The 24,808-nt window shown below is 64.5% G+C and carries 20 protein-coding genes; 11 read left to right on the forward strand and 9 right to left on the reverse strand.

Going from position 1 to position 24,808, the window contains the following annotated elements:
• Window positions 1–14: 14 nt before the first annotated feature.
• Window positions 15–782: a type III pantothenate kinase gene (locus FRC98_RS19750; protein WP_146983251.1), complete on the reverse strand. Its 768-nt coding sequence runs from the start codon at window positions 780–782 to the stop codon at window positions 15–17.
• A 228-nt stretch (window positions 783–1,010) separates the two neighbouring features.
• Between FRC98_RS19750 and FRC98_RS19755 the strand changes: the two genes are divergently transcribed.
• From FRC98_RS19755 to nagZ, 3 genes are read left to right on the forward strand one after another with little or no spacing between them, the layout of a single operon-like run.
• Window positions 1,011–1,940, forward strand: coding sequence for an ABC transporter permease (locus FRC98_RS19755; RefSeq protein WP_146983252.1), 930 nt, complete (start codon window positions 1,011–1,013; stop codon window positions 1,938–1,940).
• A 12-nt stretch (window positions 1,941–1,952) separates the two neighbouring features.
• The gene (locus tag FRC98_RS19760) at window positions 1,953–2,822 is read left to right on the forward strand and encodes an ABC transporter permease (RefSeq protein ID WP_146983254.1); all 870 of its coding nucleotides are present in this window, start codon (window positions 1,953–1,955) and stop codon (window positions 2,820–2,822) included.
• Between the two features lie 40 nt (window positions 2,823–2,862).
• Window positions 2,863–4,002 carry a beta-N-acetylhexosaminidase gene (gene nagZ / locus FRC98_RS19765; protein ID WP_146983256.1) on the forward strand — a complete coding sequence of 380 codons (1,140 nt, stop codon included), beginning with the start codon at window positions 2,863–2,865 and terminating at the stop codon, window positions 4,000–4,002.
• Window positions 4,003–4,131: 129 nt separating this feature from the next.
• Here nagZ and thiE read toward each other — a convergent pair whose 3' ends face one another.
• From thiE to FRC98_RS19785, 4 genes are all read right to left on the reverse strand, one after another.
• Window positions 4,132–4,803 (reverse strand): thiamine phosphate synthase, encoded by a 672-nt coding sequence (thiE, locus tag FRC98_RS19770; protein WP_146983258.1) that lies wholly within the window; start codon window positions 4,801–4,803, stop codon window positions 4,132–4,134.
• Window positions 4,800–5,831: a lipoyl synthase gene (lipA, locus tag FRC98_RS19775; RefSeq protein ID WP_230467834.1), complete on the reverse strand. Its 1,032-nt coding sequence runs from the start codon at window positions 5,829–5,831 to the stop codon at window positions 4,800–4,802. Before lipA ends, thiE begins: the two co-directional genes overlap by 4 nt.
• A 119-nt stretch (window positions 5,832–5,950) precedes the next feature.
• Complete coding sequence (locus tag FRC98_RS19780) at window positions 5,951–10,774, reverse strand: PPC domain-containing protein (RefSeq protein ID WP_146983259.1); 4,824 nt, start codon at window positions 10,772–10,774, stop codon at window positions 5,951–5,953.
• Between the two features lie 285 nt (window positions 10,775–11,059).
• Entirely contained in the window at window positions 11,060–11,557 is a 498-nt protein-coding gene (locus FRC98_RS19785; protein WP_146983261.1) for a hypothetical protein, read from the reverse strand.
• 420 nt (window positions 11,558–11,977) lie between these two features.
• On the opposite strand from FRC98_RS19785, the gene mtnB reads away from it, so the two are divergent.
• Window positions 11,978–12,658, forward strand: coding sequence for a methylthioribulose 1-phosphate dehydratase (gene mtnB, locus FRC98_RS19790; RefSeq protein ID WP_146983263.1), 681 nt, complete (start codon window positions 11,978–11,980; stop codon window positions 12,656–12,658).
• Between the two features lie 124 nt (window positions 12,659–12,782).
• Here the strand turns inward: mtnB and FRC98_RS19795 are convergent, their stop codons facing one another.
• Window positions 12,783–13,931, reverse strand: coding sequence for an acyl-CoA dehydrogenase (locus tag FRC98_RS19795; protein ID WP_146983265.1), 1,149 nt, complete (start codon window positions 13,929–13,931; stop codon window positions 12,783–12,785).
• A gap of 412 nt (window positions 13,932–14,343) precedes the next feature.
• Between FRC98_RS19795 and FRC98_RS19800 the strand changes: the two genes are divergently transcribed.
• The 6 genes from FRC98_RS19800 (at window position 14,344) to FRC98_RS19825 (ending at window position 18,923) form a co-directional block, all read left to right on the forward strand.
• Window positions 14,344–14,868, forward strand: a complete 525-nt coding sequence (locus FRC98_RS19800; RefSeq protein WP_146973483.1) for a peroxiredoxin — start codon at window positions 14,344–14,346, stop codon at window positions 14,866–14,868.
• A gap of 188 nt (window positions 14,869–15,056) precedes the next feature.
• Window positions 15,057–15,695, forward strand: a complete 639-nt coding sequence (locus FRC98_RS19805; protein WP_146983267.1) for a carboxymuconolactone decarboxylase family protein — start codon at window positions 15,057–15,059, stop codon at window positions 15,693–15,695.
• A gap of 255 nt (window positions 15,696–15,950) precedes the next feature.
• Window positions 15,951–16,835 (forward strand): S-methyl-5'-thioadenosine phosphorylase, encoded by an 885-nt coding sequence (gene mtnP, locus FRC98_RS19810; protein WP_146983268.1) that lies wholly within the window; start codon window positions 15,951–15,953, stop codon window positions 16,833–16,835.
• Window positions 16,836–16,892: 57 nt separating this feature from the next.
• Window positions 16,893–17,141: an anti-sigma factor family protein gene (locus tag FRC98_RS19815; RefSeq protein ID WP_146983270.1), complete on the forward strand. Its 249-nt coding sequence runs from the start codon at window positions 16,893–16,895 to the stop codon at window positions 17,139–17,141.
• 81 nt (window positions 17,142–17,222) lie between these two features.
• A complete protein-coding gene (locus FRC98_RS19820; protein WP_146973487.1) occupies window positions 17,223–17,537 on the forward strand; it encodes a rubredoxin-like domain-containing protein in 315 nt (104 codons plus the stop codon).
• Between the two features lie 36 nt (window positions 17,538–17,573).
• Complete coding sequence (locus tag FRC98_RS19825) at window positions 17,574–18,923, forward strand: replication-associated recombination protein A (protein WP_146983272.1); 1,350 nt, start codon at window positions 17,574–17,576, stop codon at window positions 18,921–18,923.
• A 375-nt stretch (window positions 18,924–19,298) separates the two neighbouring features.
• On the opposite strand, the gene FRC98_RS19830 is transcribed toward FRC98_RS19825, so the two are convergent.
• Window positions 19,299–20,069 (reverse strand): hypothetical protein, encoded by a 771-nt coding sequence (locus FRC98_RS19830; RefSeq protein WP_146983273.1) that lies wholly within the window; start codon window positions 20,067–20,069, stop codon window positions 19,299–19,301.
• A gap of 289 nt (window positions 20,070–20,358) precedes the next feature.
• Between FRC98_RS19830 and FRC98_RS19835 the strand changes: the two genes are divergently transcribed.
• Window positions 20,359–22,554: a sulfatase-like hydrolase/transferase gene (locus FRC98_RS19835; RefSeq protein WP_146983275.1), complete on the forward strand. Its 2,196-nt coding sequence runs from the start codon at window positions 20,359–20,361 to the stop codon at window positions 22,552–22,554.
• A gap of 538 nt (window positions 22,555–23,092) precedes the next feature.
• Here FRC98_RS19835 and FRC98_RS19840 read toward each other — a convergent pair.
• Window positions 23,093–24,424, reverse strand: coding sequence for a radical SAM/SPASM domain-containing protein (locus tag FRC98_RS19840; RefSeq protein ID WP_230467835.1), 1,332 nt, complete (start codon window positions 24,422–24,424; stop codon window positions 23,093–23,095).
• Window positions 24,405–24,722, reverse strand: coding sequence for a hypothetical protein (locus tag FRC98_RS19845; RefSeq protein WP_146983278.1), 318 nt, complete (start codon window positions 24,720–24,722; stop codon window positions 24,405–24,407). The genes FRC98_RS19840 and FRC98_RS19845 overlap by 20 nt, the downstream gene beginning before the upstream one ends.
• Window positions 24,723–24,808: the final 86 nt, after the last annotated feature.

Genomic DNA, 24,808 nt, shown 5'->3' on the forward strand with positions numbered 1-24,808 from the left:
CTCTTCAAAGGGGGTTACGCGCTGGCCTCATCAAAGATAAGGCGCAGACCTTCGAGCGTCAGAAAATCATCGACTTCATCAATGATATCGGTCTCTTCGGCAAAGAAGCTGGCGAGCCCGCCGGTGGCGATCACCGGCGCGTCCACGCCGAGCTCGGACTTCATGCGGGTGACGATCTCGCGCACAAGCCCGATGTAGCCGTAGAGCAGCCCGGCCTGAATCGAATGCACGGTGTTTTTGCCGATCACCGAGGGAGCGCGCGCAAGCTCGACCCGCGGGAGCTTGCTGGCGGCGTGAAAGAGCGCCTCACTCGAGATGGTGATCCCCGGGCAGATCGCCCCGCCCAGGTACGCGCCCTCCTCACTGATGGCATCGAAGGTGGTGGCGGTGCCAAAGTCCACCACGATCAGCGCCCTTTTGTGGCGCCGGTAGGCCGCCACGGCGTTGACCACCCGGTCGGCACCCACCTCGCGGGGATTGTCGTAGGCGATGGTCATGTTGGCCTGAATGTCCGCGCCGACCACGGTGGGATTGCAGGCGAAGTAATCGCGCACCATCTTCACCAGCATCCGCTCCATCGGCGGGACCACGCAGCTGATGATGGCGTGATGCACCTCGGCCACCGCCAGGCCGCTGAGCTCGAAGAGCTGACGCAGGAAGATGCCGTGCTCATCGCTCGTTCGCCCGTGATGCGTCTGCAGGCGCCAGTGCCTCACGAGCTCCTCGCCGCGATAGACCCCCAGGACGGTGTTGGTGTTGCCGACATCGATGACCAAAAGCATAGCGCGCTCCTGCCGCGTGCGGGCCGCCCTGCTGTAGCAGGCGCGCCCGGGGTTGAAATCGGCGCCAAACTTCCAGATCCCCCCGACCTTGTCCAGCCGGGCCGAAAGCGCGATTGCGGCCCCTCTTAAAACCCTTTATTTTGGCCACCCTCGGCGTTCGCTCGCTGCGTCTGACGAGCAAGCGAGCCATTCGGGGCCGCCGAGCCTTCCCCAACCTGATCGGGCTTCATGATCACCTTCCTTCTTCGAAGACTTTTTACCTCGCTCTTCGTCATTGTCGGCGTGGTGACGCTGGTCTTTTTGATCCTGCGCGCGGTGCCCGGCGATCCGGTCGAGTCGATCCTTGGCGAGCAGTCGCTGGAGGTCGACAAGGAAGCGCTGCGCGAGTGCCTCAACCTCGATAAGTCGATCATCGAGCAGTATGCGCTCTTCTGGGGCGATGTGGCCTCGGGCACCCTGGGTGAGCTCTGCGACGAGCGCGGGGTCACGGTGATGGACCGGCTGGTGGCCAACATCCCGGCGACCTTCGAGCTGGCGCTGGCGGCGATGTTCTTTGCGCTGATCTTTTCGTTGCCTTTAGGGATCGCGGCCTCATTGCGGCCCTACTCCTGGGTGGACAACTCGTCTGCGGTCATCGCGCTCCTGGGCATCTCCATCCCCAACTTCTGGCTGGGGCCGATGCTGCTGATCCTCTTCAGCCTCACGCTGCAAGTGCTCCCGAACCCGGGCAGCGAGGTGGCCGGTCTGACCGCGCTCCTCTTGCCCGCGATCACGCTCGGCACGGGCTTAAGCGCCAAACTGATGCGCATGACGCGCTCGGGCATGCTTGAAGTGCTGAACCTGGATTATGTGCGCACCGCCCGCGCCAAGGGCCTTCCGCGCCATCTGGTGATCCTCAAACACGCCCTGCGCAACGCGCTTCTGCCGGTCATTACCATTGTGGGCCTGCAGTTCGGCGCGCTGCTCACCGGTGCGATCATCGTCGAAAAAGTCTTCGCGCGCCCCGGCGTGGGCATGCTGCTGCTCGACGCGATTGAGGCGCGCAACTACCTGATCGTGCAGGGCTGCGTGCTCTTCATCTCCTTTACCTACGTGGTCGTGAACCTCGTGACCGATGTGGTCTACGGCCTCATCGACCCACGCATCCGCTACGACTGAGCCGCCCGGCCTATGAACCTTTTGCGACTTCCACAACTGAGGCTTCCGCGTGCGGGGAGCGGCGCCAACCATTTCGGGCCCCTGGCCTACCTGGGGATGGCGATCCTGGCGGTGGTGGCCTTTGTCGCGATCTTTGCGCCCTGGCTTGCGCCCTACGAGCTCACGCATATGGACGTGACCCGCCAGCTTCAGGGGCCCTCTGCCGAGCACTGGCTGGGCACCGATGAGAACGGCGCCGACGTGCTCACCCTGCTCATCTACGGCACGCGTGTGGCGGCGGTGGTGGGCATCTCGGTGGTGGGCATCTGCTCGACGGTGGGTGTGATTCTGGGGGCCATCTCCGGCTATTTTGGCGGCTGGATCGACGAGGCGCTGATGCGCCTGACCGAGATTCTGATGTCCTTTCCGGGCATCCTGCTGGCGATCTTGCTGATCTTCATCACCCAGGAGCCCAGCATCCCGGCGGTCATCGGGGCCCTCTCGGTCTCGGGGTGGTCGAGTTATGCACGTCTGGTGCGCGGGCAGGTGCTGGCGGTGCGCGACCAGGATTATGTGGAGGCCGCCCGCGCCTCGGGTCTTCCCACCTGGCGCATCTTGCAGCGCCATGTGGTGCCCAACACCTTTGCGCCGGTCATCATCCAGGCCACCTTCGGGGTGGCGGGCGCCATCCTGGCTGAAGCCTCCCTGAGCTTTCTGGGGCTCGGCCCCCAGGATATGCCCAGCTGGGGCGGGTTGCTGGATCAGGGGGCGAGTTACTTTTTGCTGACTCCGCACCTGGCCTTTGTGCCGGGGCTGGCGATCATGTTTACGGTGCTCGCTGTGAACTTCGTCGGCGACGGGCTGCGCGACGTGCTCGACCCCCGCAAACTCGCGAACCATTGAGACTCAAAACCACTCAATTCCCCAATAAATTGGAGCACTTATGAGCGACGAAGCGCAGCTGCGCGCCGACGCCGGCCAGATGTTGATCGTGGGCTTCGACGGCCCGCACACCCGCGCCCCTGAGCCCGTGGCGCAGGCGCTCGAAGATGGCGAGGTGGGGGGCGTGATCCTCTTTCGCCGCAACGTCGAGAGCATCGAGCAGCTGGTGTCGCTGACCACCGACCTGCACGCACAGGTCGAGGGCGATCTTCCCCCCTGGGTGGCCGTCGACCAGGAGGGCGGGCGCGTGGTGCGGGTGCGCGAGCCGCTGACCCCCATCCCCCCGATGCGCGCGCTGGGCCAGGCCGCCGATCAGCGCGCCGTGGCGCGCGTCTCTGAGGTGCTGGCCACCGAGATCTCGGTGCTGGGCTTTAACCTCAACTTCGCGCCGGTGCTCGACGTGGACACCAACCCGGATAACCCGGTGATCGGCGACCGCGCCTTCTCCAGCGATCCGGAGCGCGTGGCGCGCGCAGCCGCCGGCGTGATGGTCGGCCACCACACCGCCGGCGTGGTGCCCTGCGGCAAACACTTCCCCGGCCACGGCGATACCCTCCAGGACAGCCACCACACGCTGCCCCGCCTGATGCACGACGAAAAACGCCTGCGCGGCGTGGAGCTCTTTCCCTTCATGCGCGCGGTGGGCGCGGGCATCCCCATGATCATGACCGCGCATATCGAGCTCCCGGTCATCGACGCGTTTGCGCCGGCGACCTTCAGCCCCCGCATCCTCCAGGGCATCCTGCGCGAGGAGATGGGCTTTGAGGGCGTGATCATCACCGACTGCCTGGAGATGAAGGCCGTCTCCGAGCGCTACACCATCGAAGAGATGGTGGACCTGGGGCTGGACGCCGGCCTCGATATTTTCCTGATCTGCCACACCGAGGCCAAATGGCGCGCGGCCTTTGAGCGCATCGTCGAAAAAGCCCAGGAAGATCCGGAGATTCGCCAAAAGGTCGCAGCGAGCGCCGAGCGCGTGCGTAAGCTCAAGCGCGAGCTTCTCGGCCACTGGCCGCGCCCCTATCAGGCGCCGGCCGATCTGATGGAGATTCTGGGCTGTGAGGAGCATCGCCAGATCACGGCGCCCTTCTTCGAGGATGGCGCGGTCGCGGGCGTCGACCCGACCGAGCCGGGGGCGTAAGGCGCGGGCGATACATCGCAACGAGTCTCAATGCTAAAAAGGGCGGCCTCCGGAGGAGGCCGCCCTTTCTGGCTCTGCGGGGTGTTGAGGCGCGGAGCAACGCCCGGCGTTCGTGCGTGAAGTCTAGTGCTAGCGCCCCGGCTCAAGCCCTGCGTCAAAGGCGTCTCGGAGCTGGGAGGTGGCTGCATACGGGTCGTCGGCCTGACACAGCGCGCGAATCACCGCCACACCGCTCGCGCCGGCTTCTGCCACCTGGCCGGCGTTCTGCACATCGATGCCGCCAATGCCAACCACCGGCAACGCGCCACCGACCTGCCGGCGCACCGCTCGCAAAAGCTCGGGGCCCTGTGGCGAGGATGCATCGCTTTTGACAGCGCGGGCCTCGAAGATGGCGCCCACGCCCAGGTAATCCGCACCCTCGGCGACCAGCGCCGCCGCACGCTCCGGGGTGCCGGCCGAAGCGCCGATGATCAGGCGATCGCCCACAACGCGGCGCGCCGCGCCCACCGGCACATCGTTGGGGCCAAGGTGCACCCCGTCGGCGCCGGCGGCCAGCGCCACGTCCAGACGATCGTTGATGATGATGAGCGTCTTCGTATCCCGCGCCGCATCCACCAGCGCGCGCCCGAGCTCAAAGGTCTTTCGCGCATCACCCCGCTTGTCGCGGAGCTGCAGCACCCCCACGCCCCCGGCCATCAGGGCGCGGGCGCGCTCCAGCGCGTCTCCTTTCACAAAGTCCGGATCGAGGATGGCGTACACCCGCCAGTCCACCTCACTGAGCCCGCGCCCCGCTCCACTCACCTGGTCGCACCCTTATCCGAGCTGTTGGCAAAGGAGGAGCCGCAGCCGCCAAAGGCGCTCTGGTCTTTCTGAGCGATCTCTTCGGCCTGCAAATCCGCGCGATAACTCGAGCGCACCAGCGGACCCGACTCAATATGCTTAAACCCCATCTTCTCGCCCTCTTCTTTGAACATCTCAAAGTCTTCGGGCTTAACCCAGCGGCGCACCGGCAGGTGACGCGCGCTCGGGCGCAGGTACTGACCCAGGTTGAGGACTTCCACGCCGTGGGCGACGAGATCTTCCATCGTCTCGAGGATCTGCGCGTTGGTCTCACCCAGGCCCAGCATCATGCCGCTCTTGATAAGCGCGGTGCCGTGCTCGCGGGCGTGCTTGAGCACCGCCAGGCTGCGTTCATAGCGCGCCTGAGGGCGAACTTCGCGGTGCAGCGCGCCGACCGTCTCGATGTTATGCGAAAAACAATCGGGGCCGGCGTCCATCACCACATCGACGTTCTCAAGGTCGCCCTTGAAGTCCGGGGTGAGAACTTCGAGGCCGAGCCCGGGGCAGGATTCTTTGATGGCGCGGATGGTGTTGGCCCAGGCCAGCGCCCCGCCGTCGGGAAGATCGTCGCGGTCGACGCTGGTGATCACAACATAGTTGAGGTTGAGCCCGGCGAGCGTCTCCGCGACGCGCCGGGGCTCATCTTCGTCCACGAGGCCCGGACGGCCGGTCATCACGTCGCAAAAGCCGCAGCTGCGCGTGCAGATGTTGCCCAGGATCATGAAGGTCAGCGATTTGCGCGACCAGCACTCAGTAATATTCGGGCACTGCCCCGACTCGCAGATGGTGTTGAGCCCGGCCTTTTTGACCAGCTCCTGCGTCTCAAAAAACTCTTTCTTGAGGGTCAGACGCTTGCGAATCCAGCGGGGGCGCGGGCCGGCCTCATCGGGCTGAAATTTTAAATTAGGCCGGGCCGGGCCGGAGTTACGCTCGGATTGGGGCGCTTCGGGCTGGCGGTTGGCCAGGGGCATCGGAATTTTTTCAGCCATCATCACTCCCTTGATCGGGGGTCGGGGTGCGCGAAACTCGCGCGTTAAACAAATCGCCGGCGAGGAACCTTCCTGCGCCGGCGATGGTGTTGCGGTAGTAGATCAAAGACGTTGAGGCATCAAGGCGTGGCGTCTTCGATGGTCAGGTAGTGGGGGCCTCGTGAGCTCACATCTTCGACTTGTTGTGCCTGAATGTTGAACTCGTAGATGTTCCCAGCAACCACATCAAATTCAACACTGCGGCGATTCGTTGAGCTCGGGAGCACCTCATACACAATGGGTGTCGGAGGGCCGCTAGCTCCGGCTTCAAACTCCTGAATGATCCAGCCAAGCGCCAATTTCTCCCTATTGAACTTCAGCTCCGCACGAATTCGACCCGATTCGGGCGCCGTCCAAATATAGAATTCGGTGTTGGCGCATTGTCCCAGCGCGTGTTGTTGAGGCAAGGCAGTACCCAAATCTGCAAAGTTAGATGCGGTAGTATTGTCGCCAAAACCGTCGTCCGGGCACCGCGCAGCTTCCTCATAAACATTTTCTTCAAAGATATGCAGATAGTAAGGAATCGCCAGACCACTCTGCTCGCTGCTCACGACCACCAAATACTCAGTCGTCGCCGATACTGTACGGCTCATCACCAGGTCACGACCATCATCGCCGGCCTCCGCCGTCTCCAGCACCGTGGTGCCGTCGAGCGCCCGAAGCTCCATCGCCATGGTGGCGGCGGCCTCATTGTTGAAGAAGGCGGCGATCTCGTGGGTGCGACCACCCACCAGCGAGACGCGGTACCAGTCTTCATCTTCGGCGCAGGCGATGGGCTCCATAAAGGCCTGGCCGCTGGAGTTGAACGCGCCCAAGCGGTGCGCAAGCGTGGCCTCATCGTTGCGCTCGTAAGGATCGGCACAGTAAGGCACCGCAGGCTCGCTGGCGCCGATGCTGGCCCACAGATCGTAGGCGGTGCGGATGAAGAGCCCGTCGCGGGGCATCACGCGAAGGTAGACGGTCTCAGCGGCCGTGCCGGCGGTGTAGGACAGAGTCTTGAGGTGCGCGTCGTTGCGCACCGACTCAAGCACCGTGCCGGAGGCGTCGCTCAGCTCCAGATCGATCTTCCCGAACACATCGTTGAACTCCACCTCGGCGCGCAGTTCCTCGCCGGCGCCCAATGCGACTTCAAACCAGTGCTCGGTCTCTTCGCAGAGGCTCAGCCCGTTGTAGGCCTGGGCCACCAGAGGTTCAGCCTGCTCGCGGGTCAGCCCCACGTTGAGCGGTGAATCGCAGGTGTCGGCGAACTCCAGACCGACGTTCATGGTGTAGTAGTTGCGCCACTCCGAGGTGCCGTTCACCACGCCGTCGCCATCGACGAAGATGCGGTAGTCGCTGCCCTGGCCGTTGTTGACCACGCTGATCGACTCATCGTCTTCGAAGGTGTTGGCGCTGGCCACCGGCAGGCTCTCATTGCCGCGGAAGATGCGCATCAAGAGGTTACCCTTCGCGTAGGTATAAAGCAGATCCACGTTGAGCGTGGCGCCGGCCGGGACGAAGACCTTGTAATGATCTTCATCGTTGGGAGTCCCATTGCAGATCAACAGATCCTCGTAGCTGCCCGCGGCGATGGTCGCGGCCTGGGCGGCGCTGTCGTTATCCTCAAAGGCATCGGGGCAGAGGCGGTCGGCGGGGCCTTCCAGGTCGCCATCATCATCGGTGTCGGCGTAGAGCAAAAGGTCGTAGTCCATGCGAGCGGGCTGCGCGGCTGTGATCTGCGCGAAGTAGGTGCCGCTCACATCGGCGACAAAGTCCACCTCCGCCCCCTCGGTGATGCTCACGGAGCTCGCAAGTGGCGAGCCCTCGCCGGGGGTGGGTGAAGACGGACCCCAGATGTTGATGCCCAGCTCACCATCGGCCTTGCGGAAGCGAATAAAGGCCTGCGCTTCGGTGCCTGCATCCAGATCAAACTCGAACCAGTCGTTGCTGCTGTCGCAAATCTTCAGACGGTTGGTCACGCCGGGGATCGGCGCGACTGACGCGTTGGCAGCGCTGGTGTTGCCCGCAAAGCGGTCGTCGGCACAGGCGCCGGCGGCCTCAACATCCACGATCATGGTGAAGACGTTGCCGTCGACCACCGTGTTGCGCGTCCGAGCGCGGATGAAGATGTAGCGCGACTGACGCGCGGTGTACGAGGCCTGCTGCATATCGCCGGAGGCCCCCGACGCGGTCAGAATCCCCTGCTCATCGCGAAGCTCAAGGTCGATACGCCCCAGCGACTCGTCGAACATCAGGGTCACATCCAGGGTCTCACCGGCCTCCACCCAGATCTTGTACCAGCCGTCGTGGTACTCCAGCGACCCGTTGGGGGCGGTGGGAAGTTGCCCGCACACAAGCAGGCTCTCGTAGGTGCCCGGCTCGATCTCGGCCGCGGCAGCCTGGGTGATGTTCTTGCCAAAGCGGTCGGGGCATTCCGGGTTCGCATTGCCCACGCCGTTGAGGGTCGTCAGAAGACGATAATTCACGCGGGAGGGGTACTTCTCGACGACTTCCAGATAGTAGGTGCCGTCGGCGTCGGCGGTGGTGCTCACGACTTTGTTCTCGCCAGTGCTCTCATCGCTGTCGAGCACGGTGCTCCCATCGGGGCCAAGCAGGCGAAGATCAAGCTCGCCCTCTTCGCTCGCAAAGACGATCTCCCACTCAATGACATCGCCCGCGCTCAGGTCGATGCTGTAGAAGTCGCTCTCCAGCTCACAGGCACGAAGTCCCACAAGGCCGCTCTGCTCGCCAGAGAGGATGCCTTCCTGGGTCAGCTCGTAGGCGCTGGCGGTGCTGCCGTTTTCACCGAGCCAGTCGGGCTCGCACACCGGGCCGTCCTCCACCTCAATGTCGAGCTGGTAAGGCACGTTGAGGCCCTGGAAGAGCGCCGCCGAGAGGTAGTAGGTGCCACCCTGGGTGGCGGTGTAGGTGAGGCTCTCGCGCAGCAGCCCGTCGCCCTGCGGCTCGGCCTCAATGCCGGCGCCGGCGAGTACCAGGCAGTCGCGCGGACCAAAGAGGAAGATGTCGAGCTCACCGGCGGCCTCGGCCGCGTCGTAGGTCGTGGTCACGGTGAGCGTCTGCTGGGGGAGCAGCTCCACCGCGTAGAAGTCTGGATCGGCGCAGACCACAAGGTCATCGTAGCTTCCGGGCGCAATCGGTGAAGCTGCGCCGCAGCTCTGGTTCGGGGAGTAGACGTCAGAGCACTGGTTGGGGCGCTGGGTCCACTCCAGCGCGTAGGTGCTGTTGCCCACGCCCGAGAAGGGGCTCACGCGCAGGGTCATCACCTGGGGCTCGCGGGTCACAAACTCAATGACCTGGGCGTCGGCGCGCTCGCGCGCGCTCTCAATGACCTGACCCTCGGCGTCGTAAAGATCAAGCGCCACGCCGCCGCGACGGCGCTCGGAGGTCGCTGCAATGCGCACGACCTGATTGGCGGCCACGTCCAGAGTGTAGAAGTCCGGCGCCTCACCGCAGGTGCTCAGCGCGCTGTAAGGGGTCGCCGCTGCCAGCGCCGCGGGCTCGGCCTCAGTGGCCGGATCGAGCTCATCGCTCTCACAGGCCGCAGGCGCGCCCACATCGATCGAGAGGTTGTAAGGGGCGTTGGCGTCGAGGATCGCGCCGCGCACCTGAATGAAGTAGGGCGCGCCCTGGGCGATGCCGAACTCAAAGCTCTCCTCGCCACCATCGACGCCGGGCGGGTCGCCTGAGAGCACCACCAGGTCGCCGTTGGCCTGCACCAGCGCCAGATCCAGGTTGCCGATGCTCTCATCGTACTCAAGCGTCGCGCTCACAACCTGGCCGCTCTCGACCTGGATCTCGAACCAGTCGCCGCCGGTGTTCTCGCGGCAGAAGAAGAGGTCGTCGTCTCCGCCGCGCTCAAAGGGGAGCGCGCCGGCCTCAACCTCATAGGCGTCTTGAAGGCTGTGGTTGTTGCCCAGACCATCGTCGGGGCAGCTCGGGGGGCGGTTGACGCAGAGGCCCACGGTGGGGTCTTCGGCTTCTTCGGTGGTCGCGCCCTGGGTGAAGTCGCAGAGCTGGGAGGCGGCGCATTCGTTGTCGCTCACACAACCGCGGCAGGTGCGCGGCTGACCGGCGCAGACCTGACCGACGACGTTGCACTGGTCGACCGACTCACAGACCGGCACGCAGACCAGATCTTCGCACAAAAACTCCTGATCGGAGCCCGGGATCGCGCAGTCGGAGCTGGTACGGCAGCCAGCCACGCAGACCGAGCCCTGCTCCAGCGAGCAGACCTCGTTGTCGCGGCAGTCGGCGTTGGCACGGCACCCCTCCCGGCACACGCCGGGCTCCCCGTCGCCGGGGGTCTCGCAGATCTCGTTGCTGCGGCAGTCGCCGTCGTTCTGGCAGGGCGGGCGCTCCACGCACTCACCGAGCACGGTGTTGCAGATATAATCTTTGCCGTCGCTCTGCTGCTGACCGAAGGCCTGGCACTGCGTGTTGTTGGTGCAGCTTCCCGTGAAGACGCAGCGCGAGGGCTCTTGCGAGTCATCGCAGCGCTGAATATCGGGCTGGCAGGAGGTCGGCGTGCAGCCGGCGTCTTCGCAAAGAAGAGTGCGCTCGTTGCAGACCTGCCCCTCGCCACACGCGTCGCGGCCGGGCTCGCAGCCCGCGCGGCACAGCCCTTCGTCGCAGACCGCGCCCGCACCGCAGCTCTCGCTGCTCTCGCAGGCCGCCGGCGCGCAGACCCCTTCCTGACAGAACTCATCGAACGCGCAGTCGAAGTCCGTCGAGCAGCTGAACGTCTCGGCGGTGCACACGCCCTCGTTGTTGCATCGCTCCCCGTCGGAACAATCCGCAAGCGAGGTGCAGACCTCGACCTGATTTTCATCATCGGGGCCGCAGGCCGAGACCAGCATTGCCACCAGGGCAAACGCCAGCAACTGGAGTGCGCTAAACCTGTACATAGGACTTCCTCGTTCGTGGATGAACTCGCCCGTCAGGAGGGAGGACGGGGGGGGGTAGGACGGCGGCAAGGCTAGAGAGTTTTGCCTTACAAAGCAACGATCTAGGCGTCGTCGCGCTCGCCAGGGGGGGCTCTCAGGCCGAAAAGGGACGGCCGAAAAGGCTGGCGATCAAACAGGTAGGACAGGTCAAAAAAGCGACGCGCTGCGGCCATCATGCCGCCTGCGCAGCAGACATCTACGGCGCGGCACCGACCTGACAGGGTGCCGCGCCGTCATCGTGTGCGCTCAGGAGGAGGCGTCATCCTGGACGTCGGCCAGGCGCAGCAACATCTCATCTTCGCTCATCATCTGCGAGCTGGCGTTACCCCAGATGTTGTTGACGGCCACCAGCTCACCACGGCCCAACTTCTCGGTGAGGTAGACCGCGTAGAAATCGCCACCGTCGTCGGTGGCCATCCCCGGGATGCGGTCGAGCGGCTTGCCGGAGACCGGGCAGAAAAGCTCGCAGGGTTTGCCCGCCTCAAAGGGCTTGCTGGAGATCTTGCTTGAGTCCCCATAAAAGGGGCTCAAGATCACGTCTTCTTCAAGGTCACCCTGTTTGACGCGGATCTTCACACCCGGCTCACCGCTGAAGCGGGGGCCATCGTGGGCGATGATATCTTCACCGGTGGGGCCAAAGGCCCGCGTCACCACGACCAGAAACCCTCGGGTGGAGAGGTCGTCGAGACGGGTGTCGGTGGGGTTTTCGCGGTTAAACGGGTTCGTTCGCTGGTTGTCGGACATCGCGACGGCTCCCTTGTGGCAGTGAAACCGGACCATTCCGGCCTGCTTTTCCTACCGCAAAGGAAAAGGCCTGACAAGGACTTGCCCTCACCAGCCCGCGCGCAGCCGCCCCGGGCGCAGCGGGTGACGCGCGACGACCTCCTCGCGAGCCTCAGAACTTGGTCGGGCGCCATGCGTGTTTTAGATTGTCCCCCACTCCCAGCTCCGATAGGCCTTCGGCGCCACAGCGAAGCGCCTTACGCCCCGGGCCGACCTTCTCCCTGCTCTCTCATTGCAACGCTCGTCGAAAACCCGGGCCGACCTTCTCATCGCAACGCGCGTCAAAACACCGGGCCGACCTTCTCCTGACGTCGCCCCGACTCCGTGCTTTAAAGAACGCCCCACCCTCACGCTCCTTCTCTTCCCTTTTGAGGTGCTCCCATGCCGCAATCATCGACCGCCGACCTTCCCTCCCGCGACGACGCCACCGCCGAGATGATCGCCGCCGCCGGCGATTTTTACCGCTTTGGCTGGCTGCACGGCACCAGCGGAAACCTGAGCGTGCGTCTCTCCGAGTCGGAGGTGCTCATCACCGCCAGCGGCAAATCCAAAGGCGCGCTCACCCCCGACGACTTCCTCATCGTCGACCCTCAGGGCAAACCTGCCTCCAAAAAAGGTCCTCGCCCCTCAGCAGAGACGGGCGTGCATATGGCGATTTATAAGGCGCTGCCCGAGGTCGGTGCCGTTTACCATGTGCATCACCTGCACGCCGCCCTCTGCGGAAAACGCGACTTCAAGCAGGGCTACACCTTCGTCAACGACGTCGAGATGATCAAAGGACTGGGGCTGTGGGAGCCCGACGCCCACGCCCGCATCCCGCTGGTCGAAAACCACCACGACCTCGACGAGCTGGCCCGCGCGGTTGCCGCGCACCTCAACAGCGAAGACTTCGACGCCACGGTGCCCGGCGTCAACCTGCGCAACCACGGCGTTTACGCCTGGGGCAAGACCCCCGCCGACGCTCGCCGCCACATCGAGACCTTCGGCTATCTTTTCGAGTACAGCTGGCTCTGCCCCATGCACGACTCCGAGAGCCAGGCCGTACGCGGCTTTGCCCGTTAACGACGCGCCCAATACGGGTCGGCTCCGAGGCCAGCGAGCTTAAATGGCCCCCCTGAACTAAAAAAACCCGGGAGGGCTCCCGGGTTTTATTTTTGCCTTCAAAGGCGGTCTGTCAGGTGCAGCATCAGCGCACGAGCATCTTGGCGATGGTCTGCAGCTGCATGTTCGAGGTGCCTTCGTAGATCGCCCCGATCTTGGCGTCGCGGAAGAACTTCTCGGCCGGGTACTCGGTGGTAAAGCCCACGCCACCGAAGAGCTCGACGGCTTTCGAGGAGACGCGCTCGGCGACCTGGCTGCTGAAGAGCTTGGCCATCGCGCTCTCTTTCACAAAGGGCAGTCCGGCGTCTTTGAGGCGAGCGGCGTTGTAGACCATCAGGCGGGCGGCCTCGATCTCGGTGGCCATCTGCGCGTACTGGAACTGCACACCCTGGAAGCTGGCAATCGACTTTCCAAACTGCTCACGCTCCTGGATGTACTCCAGCGCGGCGTCGAGCGCGCCCTGGGCAAGACCCACCATCTGGGCGCCGATGCCGATGCGACCTTCGTTCAGGGTCTCAATCGCAACCTTGTAGCCCTTGCCCACTTCGCCGAGCACGTTCTCTTTGGGGACTTTGCACTTCTCAAAGAGCAGCTCGACGGTGGAGGAGGCGCGGATGCCCAGCTTGTCTTCCTTCTTGCCGACCGAGAAGCCCTCGAAGTCGCGCTCGACCAGAAAGGCCGTGATGCCCCGGTAGCCCGCGTCCGGATCGACGTTGGCAAAGACGATGTAGAGGTTGGCCTCCGCGCCGTTGGTGATCCAGAGCTTGGAGCCGTTGATCTCCCAGTGGTCGCCGCGGTCAACCGCGCGCGTCGAGAGCGCAAACGCGTCGGAGCCGCTGCCCGACTCGCTCAGCGCGTAGCTTCCCACCCACTCCGAGCACATTTTGGGAAAATACTTCTGCTTGAGCTCCTCATTGGCCCAGCGCAGGATCGCGTTGTTCACAAGCGTGTTCTGCACGTCGACAAAGACCGAGACGCTCGGGTCGACGGTGGCCAGCGCCTCAATGGCGAGGATCGCGGTCATGATCGAGCTCCCCGCCCCGCCGTACTCCTCGGGCACCTCGATGCCCATCAGCCCCATCTCAAAACACTGCTTGATGAGCTCCTGGTCGAGTTGCTGGGCCTTGTCCATCGCGTGAACTTTGGGGGCGATGGCGCTTTTGGCAAAAGACGCCACGGCGTCGCGAAAGATCGCCTCATCTTCGGAGAGGTGGGTCAGGGGCATATGCGTCATGGAGAAGCCTCATCGATGGGGGTTAAAAAAGACGTTCAAAGCGTTGAAAACCTGCGCTCACACTTAGTCACCGCGCCCGATTTGCGCAAGCGCGCCGGTGCGCCCCTGCACTGCCTCCCCTCCCATCGCGCGCGCGGCGACCTGCCTTATTGCGCCAGCATACCCCGCGCAAAACACGCACCAAACCCCCTTAAAAATCAGCCACTTATAAAACACATGCGCGCAAACCTTGCGCCCGCCACCACTGCGACAATCTGCCCGGGGTCCCCCGGGCGAAGATCCCCCGGCTGGGGGTTGACAGCCCCCGACGCCTTCCTTATCTAGTCGCCAAGTTCGCGCCTCGACCGCGTTTTTTCGCGCCGGAGGCATCAAGCCCGCATCACACACGTTTTGCAGCACACGGAGTAAGAACATGCTCAAGCTCGGACAGAAAGCCCCCGAATTCACCACCAGCGCGCTCGTTGGCCGTGAGATCAAAGAAATCAGCCTGGCCGATTACGCCGGCCAGTGGGTCGTGCTCTTCTTCTACCCGATGGACTTCACCTTCGTGTGCCCGACCGAGCTGGTGGAGTTCAACAACGCCATCGACGAATTCGAAGATCGCGACGCCGTGCTGCTGGGCGGCTCCACCGACACCGCCTACAGCCACCTGGGCTGGGTGAAGAGCCACGATGACCTGGGCGACCTGAAGTACCCGCTCTTCGCTGACGTCACCAAGAAGATGGCCGCCGACTACGGCGTGCTGCACGAAGGCGACGGCGTGGCCGAGCGCGGCACCTTCATCATCGACCCGGAAGGCAACGTGCGCTTCCTCAACATCAACGACCGCAACGTCGGCCGCAGCGTCTCCGAGACCCTGCGCGTGCTCGACGCCCTGCAGACCGATGAGCTCTGCGCCTGCGGTTGGGAGAAGGGCCAGGACACCATCAAGCTCTAATCCCGCCGCGCACCTGCCGCGACGCGTCAAAGGGCGGCCTCTTGTGGGGCCGCCCTTTTTCTTAAGATTCAAACGCCCCACCCGGGTTGACCGCCCCACTGCGGTCCCCACCTTGCCCCCCGAGCTGCCTTCCTACCTGAGCGCGCCCTGCCCCATGAGGGACGCGCGCCACCAACCCCGGAGATTCTATGAGCTGGCTTCCCGTACTGAATGATGAGGCGATGAACGACGACCAGAAAAAGGTCTTTGATCGCGCTCTGACCAAGCTGAACATCGAAGGCGACGCCCCGGACTGGCTGCGCGTGCTGGCCAACGCGCCGCTCTTCTTGAAAGACGTCTTCATGAACCTCGACAAAGGCGTCTTCTCCGACGGCGGGCTGCAGTCCAAGACCAAGGTGCTGCTCGCAGCGGTGGCCGCGGCGCACTGGGGCAACCAGGACGTGGCGCAATTCTTTGCCGATCGCGCCCGCGCGCAGGGTTTTAACGACGAGCAGATCCACGAGGCGCTGGGCATCGCGGCGACCTCCACCTCGTTTAACCTCTACTACAAGTTCCGCTCGCTGGCGGCGACCGACGCCTTTGAGGGATTCAACCCCGGGCTGCGCGCCACCCTCTTCATGCGCCCCACCCTGGGCAAGGCCTTTGCCGAGCTGGTCAACCTGATGATCAGCACCGCCAACGGCTGCTCGAGCTGCGTCTCCGGCCATATTCAGGAGGCCGTCAACCAAGACGTGACCAAAGAGCAGATCGATGAGGTGATCCGCACCGGCGCCATCGTCGCCTCGCTCTGCCAGTTCGTGAACAGCTCGGAGCGCTACACCCGCTAACGCGCACAGCTGAGCTACACAGGCCGCCTAAGTCGCCACTTTTCGACCATGGCTGCCTGTTGTAAGTACCGAGGCGACCGGCTGCTTTCGCAGCCGGTCGCCTCGCGCGCTCTGCGCGCGTTTAGCAACGCGCCACGCTTTGCGCCGGCATCGAAAACTTTGAAACGCGCCTCCGGCGCTTCGCATCTCAACGGCGTCGCGGTGCTCGCCACAGGCGACACCCACCGCGACCTCTCACCGTCTGAAGGGAGTACCATGTCTACGGGCACCAACGATCTTCGCGTCCCCATCGCCATCATCGGCGGCAGCGGCCTCTATGAGCTCGACGGCCTCAAGGTCATCGAAGAGCGCACCATCGAGACCCCCTTCGGCATGCCCAGCGCGCCGATCCTCATCGGTGAGCTCGACGGTCGCCGCGTAGCCTTCTTGCCGCGCCACGGCAAAAACCACGAGTACAACCCCTCCACGGTGCCCTACCGCGCCAACATCTGGGCGCTGAAAAGCCTGGGCGTCTTCTGGGTTGTGACCGTCAGCGCGGTGGGCTCGCTTAAAGAAGCGATCGTGCCGGGGCATGTGGTCATCCCCGACAACATCATCGACAAGACCTACCGCCGCGCCAACACGCTCTTCGATGAGCTCGCTGTGCACGTGAACCTGACCTACCCCTTCGATCCGATGCTGCGCGAGGTGCTCATCGAGTGCGTCAAAGCCGAAGGCGTGCCCTGCCACACCGAGGGCACCTACGTGTGTATGGAAGGCCCGGCCTTTAGCACCCGCGCCGAGAGCGAGTTGCACCGCTCCTGGGGCGCCTCGCTCATCGGCATGACCGCGATGCCCGAGGCCCGGCTGGCGCGCGAGGCCGAGCTCTGCTACGCCACCATCGCCCTCTCCACCGATTACGACTGCTGGAAGGATGACGACGAGGTGGACGTTACTAACGTGATGGCGATCATCAAACAGAACGTCGCCAACGTGCGCCGCATCCTCCAACGCGTCATCCCGGCCATCCCGCTGGAGCGCGAAGAGGAGTGCGAGGCCGGCCGCGCCTTGCAGTTCGGCATCATGACGCCGGCCGAAGCCATTCCCGAGGACGCCCGCAAGAAGCTGGGCATCTTCCTCGACAAGTACCTCGATCAGTAGTCTGCTGCGCCGACGCGCAGGCCCTTTGATCTGCCCCATGTGCCAGGGAGTCGACCTATGAAGTGTCAAAAGCTCGTTGATCTTTTGACGGATTACCTCGAAGGAGAGCTCGCCGACGACGAGCGCGCCCACCTCGAGGAGCATCTGGCGTTTTGCCCGCCCTGCGTCGACTTCTTAAAGAGCTACAAACGCACCGGGCCGATGTGCAAAGAGGTCCTCCAGGCGAAGATGCCCGACTCCATGCAGCAGGCCCTTTCCCAATACCTGCGTTCCAGACTAGACTGCCCCGACTCGCCAGGGGAATGACCCCCCGGGCGTCTCCATCCTCTGCGGGTCAACGCAGGCCAACGATTTCAACGATTTCAACGTTTTGAAGTAGGTGTGACCGTGACGAGCTACCAGCCCTTTATGCAGGCGCTTTTGTGGACCTGTAAAAACTGCGCCTTCGTGTACGAAGGCGGCCAGCCCAAGCAAAACTGCCCGATGTGCGAGTCCTACAAGACCTCGTTCATCGACCTGCCGCAGCACCTGGAGGCGAAGGTGCGTGAGGCGCATCCCGATCTTCCCTTCAACCACGCCGACTGCCGCGCCACGCGCAAAAAGCTGATGGAAGAGCACGGCGTGCTCAAAAGCTACCGCGTCTCCGGGCGTCAGCTTCCCACGGTCTCCGGCGGCAACATCTCGCCAGCCAAGAGCGTCTGAGACGCCCTCCCCTCCCTCTTGCCATCGAGCAGCACGATGAGCAGCCCCAACGCCCGGCGCCCGCTGGCCGAGCGCATGCGCCCGTCCACGCTCGAAGCCTTTGTGGGCCAGCGCCACCTGCTGGCCGAGGGCAAACTCCTGGCCAGCGCGCTCTCCCGGGGGCGCCTCCCAAGCCTGATTCTCTGGGGACCGCCCGGTTGCGGCAAGACGACCCTCGCCAAGATCTTGAGCGACGAGGTCGGCGCGCAGCTTGCGCCCCTCTCTGCGGTCAGCGGCGGCGTCAAAGACATCCGCCAGGCCGTCGAGCAGGCCGGCGACCTTCGGCGCATGCTCGGCCAGACCACGGTGCTCTTCGTCGACGAGATCCACCGCTTTAATAAGGCCCAGCAAGACGCGCTCCTGCCGCACGTGGAGCAGGGCACGGTCACGCTGATCGGCGCCACCACCGAAAACCCGAGCTTCGAGGTCAACGCCGCGCTCCTCTCGCGCTGCCGCACCCTTGTGCTGGAAGCGCTCGACGAGGCAGCGCTCGAGCGCATCCTCCGCCAGGCCCTCACCGACAGCTCCCGCGGCCTGGGCCTTGAGCCCGAGGCCCTGAGCGACGACGCGCTGGGCGCCCTGCTCAACGTCGCCGAAGGCGACGCCCGCGCCGCCCTCAACACCCTGGAGCTCGCCGCCACCTTCGCCGCAGCCCGGGGCAGCACCACCATCGAGCACCCCGATGTGGAGGAGGCCGCCCAACAGCGCGTCATCCGCTACGACAAGGCCGGCGACGCCCACTACAACACCGTCAGCGCCTTTATCAAAAGCATGCGCGGCTCCGACCCCGACGCCGCCGTCTACTACATGGTCCGCATGCTCGAGGGCGGCGAAGATCCGCTCTTTGTACTGCGCCGCATGGTCATCTTCGCCAGCGAAGACATCGGCAACGCCGACCCGAACGCCCTGCGCGTAGCCCTCGACGCCGCCGAGGCTTTTCGTTTTATGGGCATGCCCGAGGGCGTGCTGCCGATGACGCAGGCGGTGATTTATCTGGCCTGCGCCCCCAAATCCAACAGCGCCCTGACCACCTACGCCGCCGCCCGCAAAGCCCTCCAGCAGACCGGCAACCTGCCCCTCCCCAAACACCTGCTCAACGCCCCCACCAAACTCATGGCCAACCTCGGCCACGGCCGCGGCTACAAATACCCCCATAACTTCTCCGGCAACTACGTGGCCGGGGAGTCGTATCTGCCCGAAGACCTCCAGAACCAGCGCTTCTACCAGCCTGGCGAAAACGAGGTGATCCCGCGACCTCCCGGGCTTGATGCGGAGGCTGAGGCGCGGAGGAAGGCCACGCAGGCGGAGGGGCCCTCGCCGAATCCGTACCATAAGAATGCGAAGTGAGTGGGGGGGCTGGGGGGTTCGCGCTGTGGGGAGGTTCGGGTGTGGCGAGGGGGGGCGCGTTTTGTGGTTGGGTGGTTACGGGGTTAGGTGGTTGTGGGGCGCCGGGGTTCGCGCTGTGGGGAGGTTCGGGTGTGGCGAGGGGGGGCGCGTTTTGTGGTCAGGTGGTTAAGGGGTTAGGTGGTTGTGGGGCGCCGGGGTTCGCGCTGTGGGTCGATTCGTGAGGTCCTTGCGTGGAAGCACGCCTCCTCCCAACCGTAGGGGCACCCCTTGTCGGTGCCCATGACACCCGGGTTCGAGACCGAGATCGCGTCCGAGATCGAGCCCGAGATCCCTCTCAAGCTCACCAACCCATCCCCGTCCTCCCTTAACGAAGAATCACCGGTACGTGACGTGATAGGGAAACCTGAAGTTCCCCTGCACATAAAACTGCCCGATATGCCAGATCGAACTTTCGTCGAAGCTCCCCATCTCCAGCACCGAGCCCCCCACCGGCTGCGGCAGGTGCAGCATCGACGACCACCCGAAGCTCAGCCCGAAGTCGCGCGCGGCCTGAATCTCAAAATCCAGGGTGATGTCGATGCCCGGGCGAACGAAGAAGGTCGGCGAGGGCAGCGTGTCGGAGTGCATAAACAACGCGGTCCCGATGATCGAGGCGCCCAGGCTCACGCGAAAGGGGCTGGGGCTGAGCGCAAGGCCCGCGCCCAGCAGCGACCAGGTCGCGCCGTACATCCCCGTATCCCAGATCTTCGGCGAGAAATAGACCGAGCGCGGCAAAATCGCAGCGATCCCCGGCCGGTAGCGTACCTCCCCGGCCGCCAGCAGCCGATTGCGGTACTGCCGGGGCACCAGCTTCGGATGCTCCCGCACCAGATCGGAGGTGATCACCGCCTCCAGATCGATGCGCACCCCGAAATGCACCGGCTGGTCCTCGTACACATCGCCCCCATAACCGCTGGAGAGCGAGGGAGAGCCCACCATCACCCCGGCCGGCCCCACGCCCACCTGCACCGGGATGCTGGCGCGATTGGGGGCTTTCCAGCCCTTATAGCCCGAGCGGGCCTGCTGGGCTGCGGCCGGCGCGCTCATGCTTAGCACGCACGCCCCCACCACCATCGCCATCATGTGTATTGCTACTGCATCTCGCACTGCGTACCTCCCTCTCTGCTCGCCAGTCGGTCAGGGGAATGATTCATGTGGATCGCTGACGTTGGAGCGTAGTGGGAATTCAAGCGCCGGGTAAAGACACGATCCCGCGCGGCCGGGGGTCATGCCCGGGATCAACCGGCGCCTGCCTGACGCGTCGCGCCGGTTTCGCCACGAAACCCGGGACATGGTCGATGCCCTTTCCCTGCGCCCCCTTCCTGCGCTATGCCATGCGCCACCTTGTTTCTGTGACGTGCTCGCCCTTTCCTCCCCACCGCCTCACCGACGTTCTATGCCCACCGACACCTCCCGCGTTGCTTTTCTCTCGTTGCTACTGGCCGGCGTGATCGCGCTGAGCCTGGAGGCCCTGGCGCTCACGTTGAGCGAGCCCACCGTGACGCTGTGGATGCTGCCGACGCACCTGGGCGTGGCCGGGCCGCTCGTACTCCTGGGGGCCGGGTTGGGCGTGGTGGTCGCGCGGGGCTGGGCCGGGCTCTGGAAAGAGCGCGCGCCTGCGCCGCTCAACATCGTGGCGTGGCTCCTGAGCGCGCCGGTGCTGCTTGGCGCCTGGCTGGCCATAACGACCCTAATCAGCCTGAAGCTCGACGGGCGCATCGCCACCCCCTGGATGGGGGCACTGCTCGGCGCGCTGCTCTCGGCCGGCGCCGGGGCTGCGATCTTTGCGATGAGCTCGCCAATGGTCCTGCTCGTGCGTCGGCTGATCGCCCGGGTCACGGAGCACCCGGTGGGTCGCCTTATCCTGCGCGCCGATCTCTGGTTGCCGGCGCTGCTGGCCGGCGGGGCGCTCATCGCTCTGGCGATGCCGCTCGTGGGCCCGGGCACCCTCAAGGTGCTGCCCTGGAGCTATGTGGCCACCGGATGCGCTGGGCTGGCCGCCCTGCCCCTTGCCTGGCGGCTTTTGCAGGCACGTCCGGCGCTCAAGACCCCGCTGATGCGCGCGTTGCCCGCAGCGCTCGTGCTCCTGAGCCTCTTTTCGCCCCTGATGCCGCGGGCGATGGAACGCGCGCGCAGCTCCTTTAGCGACAAGCCCGCGATTGCCAGCCACCTCTACAGCGCGCTGGCCGGCCCCCTGGATTTTGACGACGACGGCGCGCTCTCGCTTTACGCCGGCGGCGACTGCGCCCCCTTCGACGCCTCGCGCGGCCCCCACCAGGTCGAGACGCCCAACGATGGCATCGACCAGAACTGCTCCGGCGAAGACCTCACGTACGATGTGGCCGACTTCGGCCCCGGCCCCAAACGCGTCGAGCCCCCCGAGGGCATCAACCGCCGCCCCAACATCATCCTGGTGACCACCGACGCCCTCTCGTTCAAACACACCACCGTCGGCGGCTACGCGCGCGAGACCACCCCGAACCTGGCCGAGTGGGCCGAGCGCGCCACCGTCTTTGAGACGGCGTTTTCCAACAGCACGTCCACGCGCCTGTCGATGCCCGGGCTGGTCACCAGCAAAATGAACAGCATGGTGCGCATGACCAACCGCCGCGTGCACCCCTACCCCTACGCCTCCGACGAAGTCACCCTGGGCACCATGCTGCGCGACGCGGGCTACCGCACGGTGCACATCCCCGGAAACCGCTACTTCGTGCGCTGGCGCGGCTACGCCCTGGGTTTTGAGGAGTTTGACACGCAGACCTACAAAAAAGCCGACGATCGCGGCCACACCTCCCCCGCGCTCACCGATCGCGCCATCGAGATCATCGAAGAACACGACGACGAGCGCCCCCTGGCCCTCTGGGTCCACTACTACGACCACCACGGCCCCTACGAGATCCCCAAAGACGCGAAAGTCTTCGGCGAGGGCAAGAGCAACATGGAGCGCTTCGAGAGCGAGCTCTGGTTCGCCGACCAGAGCTGGAAGCGCCTCTTCGCAGCCGTCGAGGCCCGCTGGAAACCCGAGGATTACGTGATGGTCTTCACCTCCGACCACGGCGAAGCTTTTGACAAAAACCACCCCCGCGAGCACCACGACTTCTCCATCTACACTCGCCCTACCCACATCCCGCTCATCATCCAGGCCCCCTTCGGTCGCGGAGAGCGCATCGACGGGCTCACCGGCCACATCGACGTGCTCCCCACCCTGGCCAACCTCCTGGATCTTGAGCCCCGCGAAGACTGGCTCGGCGAGACCCTCGTACCCGCGCTCGCCAGAGGAGAGTCCCCGCAGAAAGACGTGATGCACTCGCTCTTCTACATCCCCGAGGCGGCCAAACGCGGCGAAGAGACCTTTAAGATGATCGGCACCCGCACCGACGATCTCTATTACTTCGACGACCGCATCCACGGCATCCGGCGCCTGGTGCGCTGGCGCGAGGACCCGATCGACGCCGTGGATGTATCTGGCGAGGAGCCGGAGACGGCGGAGATTTACCGCTTTATCACGGGGCAGCGTCTGGAGTGGCTGCGCGAGCGCGAAGAGGCGCTGACTGCCTACGCCCCCGAAGTTGAGAAGGCCGACGAGGAGTGAAACAGGCGCGTCGAAGCGGTCGACGCGTCTCTTCGCAGTTAAAACAGAAGTATCGGACCGAACGACGCGTCACCCCCCACTTGAAACAGGCCCGTCGGACCGAACGACGCGGCGCTCCCGACTTGAAACAGGCCCGTCGGACCGAACGACGCGGCGCTCCCCACTTGAAACAGGCACGTCGGACCGAACGGTACGCCCTTTTCAATCCGAACATGAGGCGTCGGACCGAACGACGCGCCAGTTTCATTCTGAACATGAGGTGTCGGACCGAACGACTCGCCAGTTTCAATCCGAACATGAGGCCGGGGGGCGGACGACACGACTGTTTTAACCGGCGGATCGTGCTTCGAGCACTCCGACACACCTCTTTCATTTCAAAACAGAGGTGTCGGGCGCTCCGACACACCTCTTTCATTTCAAAACAGAGGTGTCGGGCGCTCCGACACCTCTGTTTTGTTTTAAAACAGAGGCGTCGAAGCGCATAACGACTGGCCGATCGGGGATTTGAGGGTTTGAAAGTGAAAAGCCTGAAAAACACTCAGCGGCTTTTGAGCGCCGCCCGAATATGCTCCAGACTCCAGATGCTGGGCGCGTCGCCCGTCAGCGAGGCGACCTCCTCCTGGCTGCGGCCCAGGATGGTGCGCAGCTCCAGCGGGGCGCGCTCTTCGAGGTCTTCGACCACGATCTCAAAACGCCCGGTATCAAAAGGTTTTCCGCTGGCGCCCTCCACCTTGACGACCCGCTCGCGCTGACCGCGGCGCTCAAAATCCATCGCCCGGTGGATGCAGTAGGGGTTGTTGCCCGTCTTGCCCAGAAGGCTGTGCGAGGTCCAGGAACACCCCGCCTTGCATTCGGCGGCGTAATAGCAGGTGCGGCAGTAGCCCCAGAGGTCCTCGACGGTACGCTCGCGCAGGTATTTGAGCTCCGGCGTGGTCGCGACCGTCTCGGCGATGCTTAAGTCGCGCACGTTCGCGCCGGTATAATGCTGGGTGGGAAGTGAGGGGCAACCCTTGATCTTGCCGTCAGCCTCCAGCCCGATCGACCACTTGCCCGCCGAGCATCCACTCCAATGCACACCCTCTTCGCCGCGAAAGCGCAGAAGCTGCTCGTAAGGCCCGAAATACCCGATGTTGTTGCCCGGGTAGAGCCCGATGCCGTTGGGGGTGAGTTTGGTGGACTTGAGGTAGGCCAGGAGCGGAAAGACCTCGAGCAGGTCGTAGGGTTGCAAGAGAAGCTCGGGGCGGTCGGCGGCGCGCCCCATCGGCACGGTGAGCTGAATCTGCCAGGCGTTGATGCCCAGCTCCACCAGCACATCCACAAGCGCCGGGAGCTCCGGCAAGGAGAGGCGGTTGATCTGCGTGTTGGCGCCCAGGCGAATCGGTGAGTCGGCAATACGTTTCGCTGACGCCAGCGCGCTCTCAAAGGCGCCCTTTCGACCGCGCAACGCGTCGTGGGTCTGCTGCAGCCCGTCGAGCGACACCGAGATGAGCTTGATGCCCGACGCCACCGCCTGCTCCACCCGCTCCGCGCTCAGGTCTCGCCCGCCGGTGGTCATGCTGCAGACCATGCCCTGGCGGGTGATCTCGGCAGCGATCTCGGGCCAATCCTCGCGCAAATAGGCTTCACCGCCGATCAGCGTGACCTCGCGAATGCCGAGTTTTGCGAGCTGATCGACAACCTCCAGGCACTCCTTCGTGCTGAGCTCGTCCGGGCGCGCTTTGCCGGCGCGGGAGCCGCAGTGTCGGCACCCGAGGTCGCAGGCCAGGGTGATTTCCCAGACGCAGTAGAGGGGCGTGCCCCGCTCCAGATCTTCAGGCGTTACTGCGCGAACCGGGCGTCGTGCTCGGGGCTTAGTCGTTATCGTCGTCATCGCCATCCTTATCCGTGTCGGTCTCGGCGAAAGGGTCCGTATCGGTGTCAAAGAGAGGGTCGGTCGGGCGAAGCATTCGCTCAAGATCGGCGGGCACGCCGTAGAGCGACATCGTCTCGGGGAAGGGGATGTGTGCTTCGGGGCTGGGGCTGGAATTGGGTTTCTCAAAAATTTTCAGTGCCGACAGGTCATTCTCGGTCTCACAAAAGGGACACGTCACCTGCGCGGCGTCGCGCTCCGTCCGCACGTGCGTGGCACACTCCGAGCAAATAACCAGCAATGTCTTTTTGTCGCCCATCGTGGCGCTCCTCCAACACATATTCAGCATCTTCAGCAGAAGAAAAAAGCGCCCGGTTCTGCGGGAACCGGGCGCTCACACGATGC

The organism is Lujinxingia vulgaris, assembly GCF_007997015.1.
Taxonomy (GTDB): Bacteria; Myxococcota_A; Bradymonadia; order Bradymonadales; family Bradymonadaceae; genus Lujinxingia; species Lujinxingia vulgaris.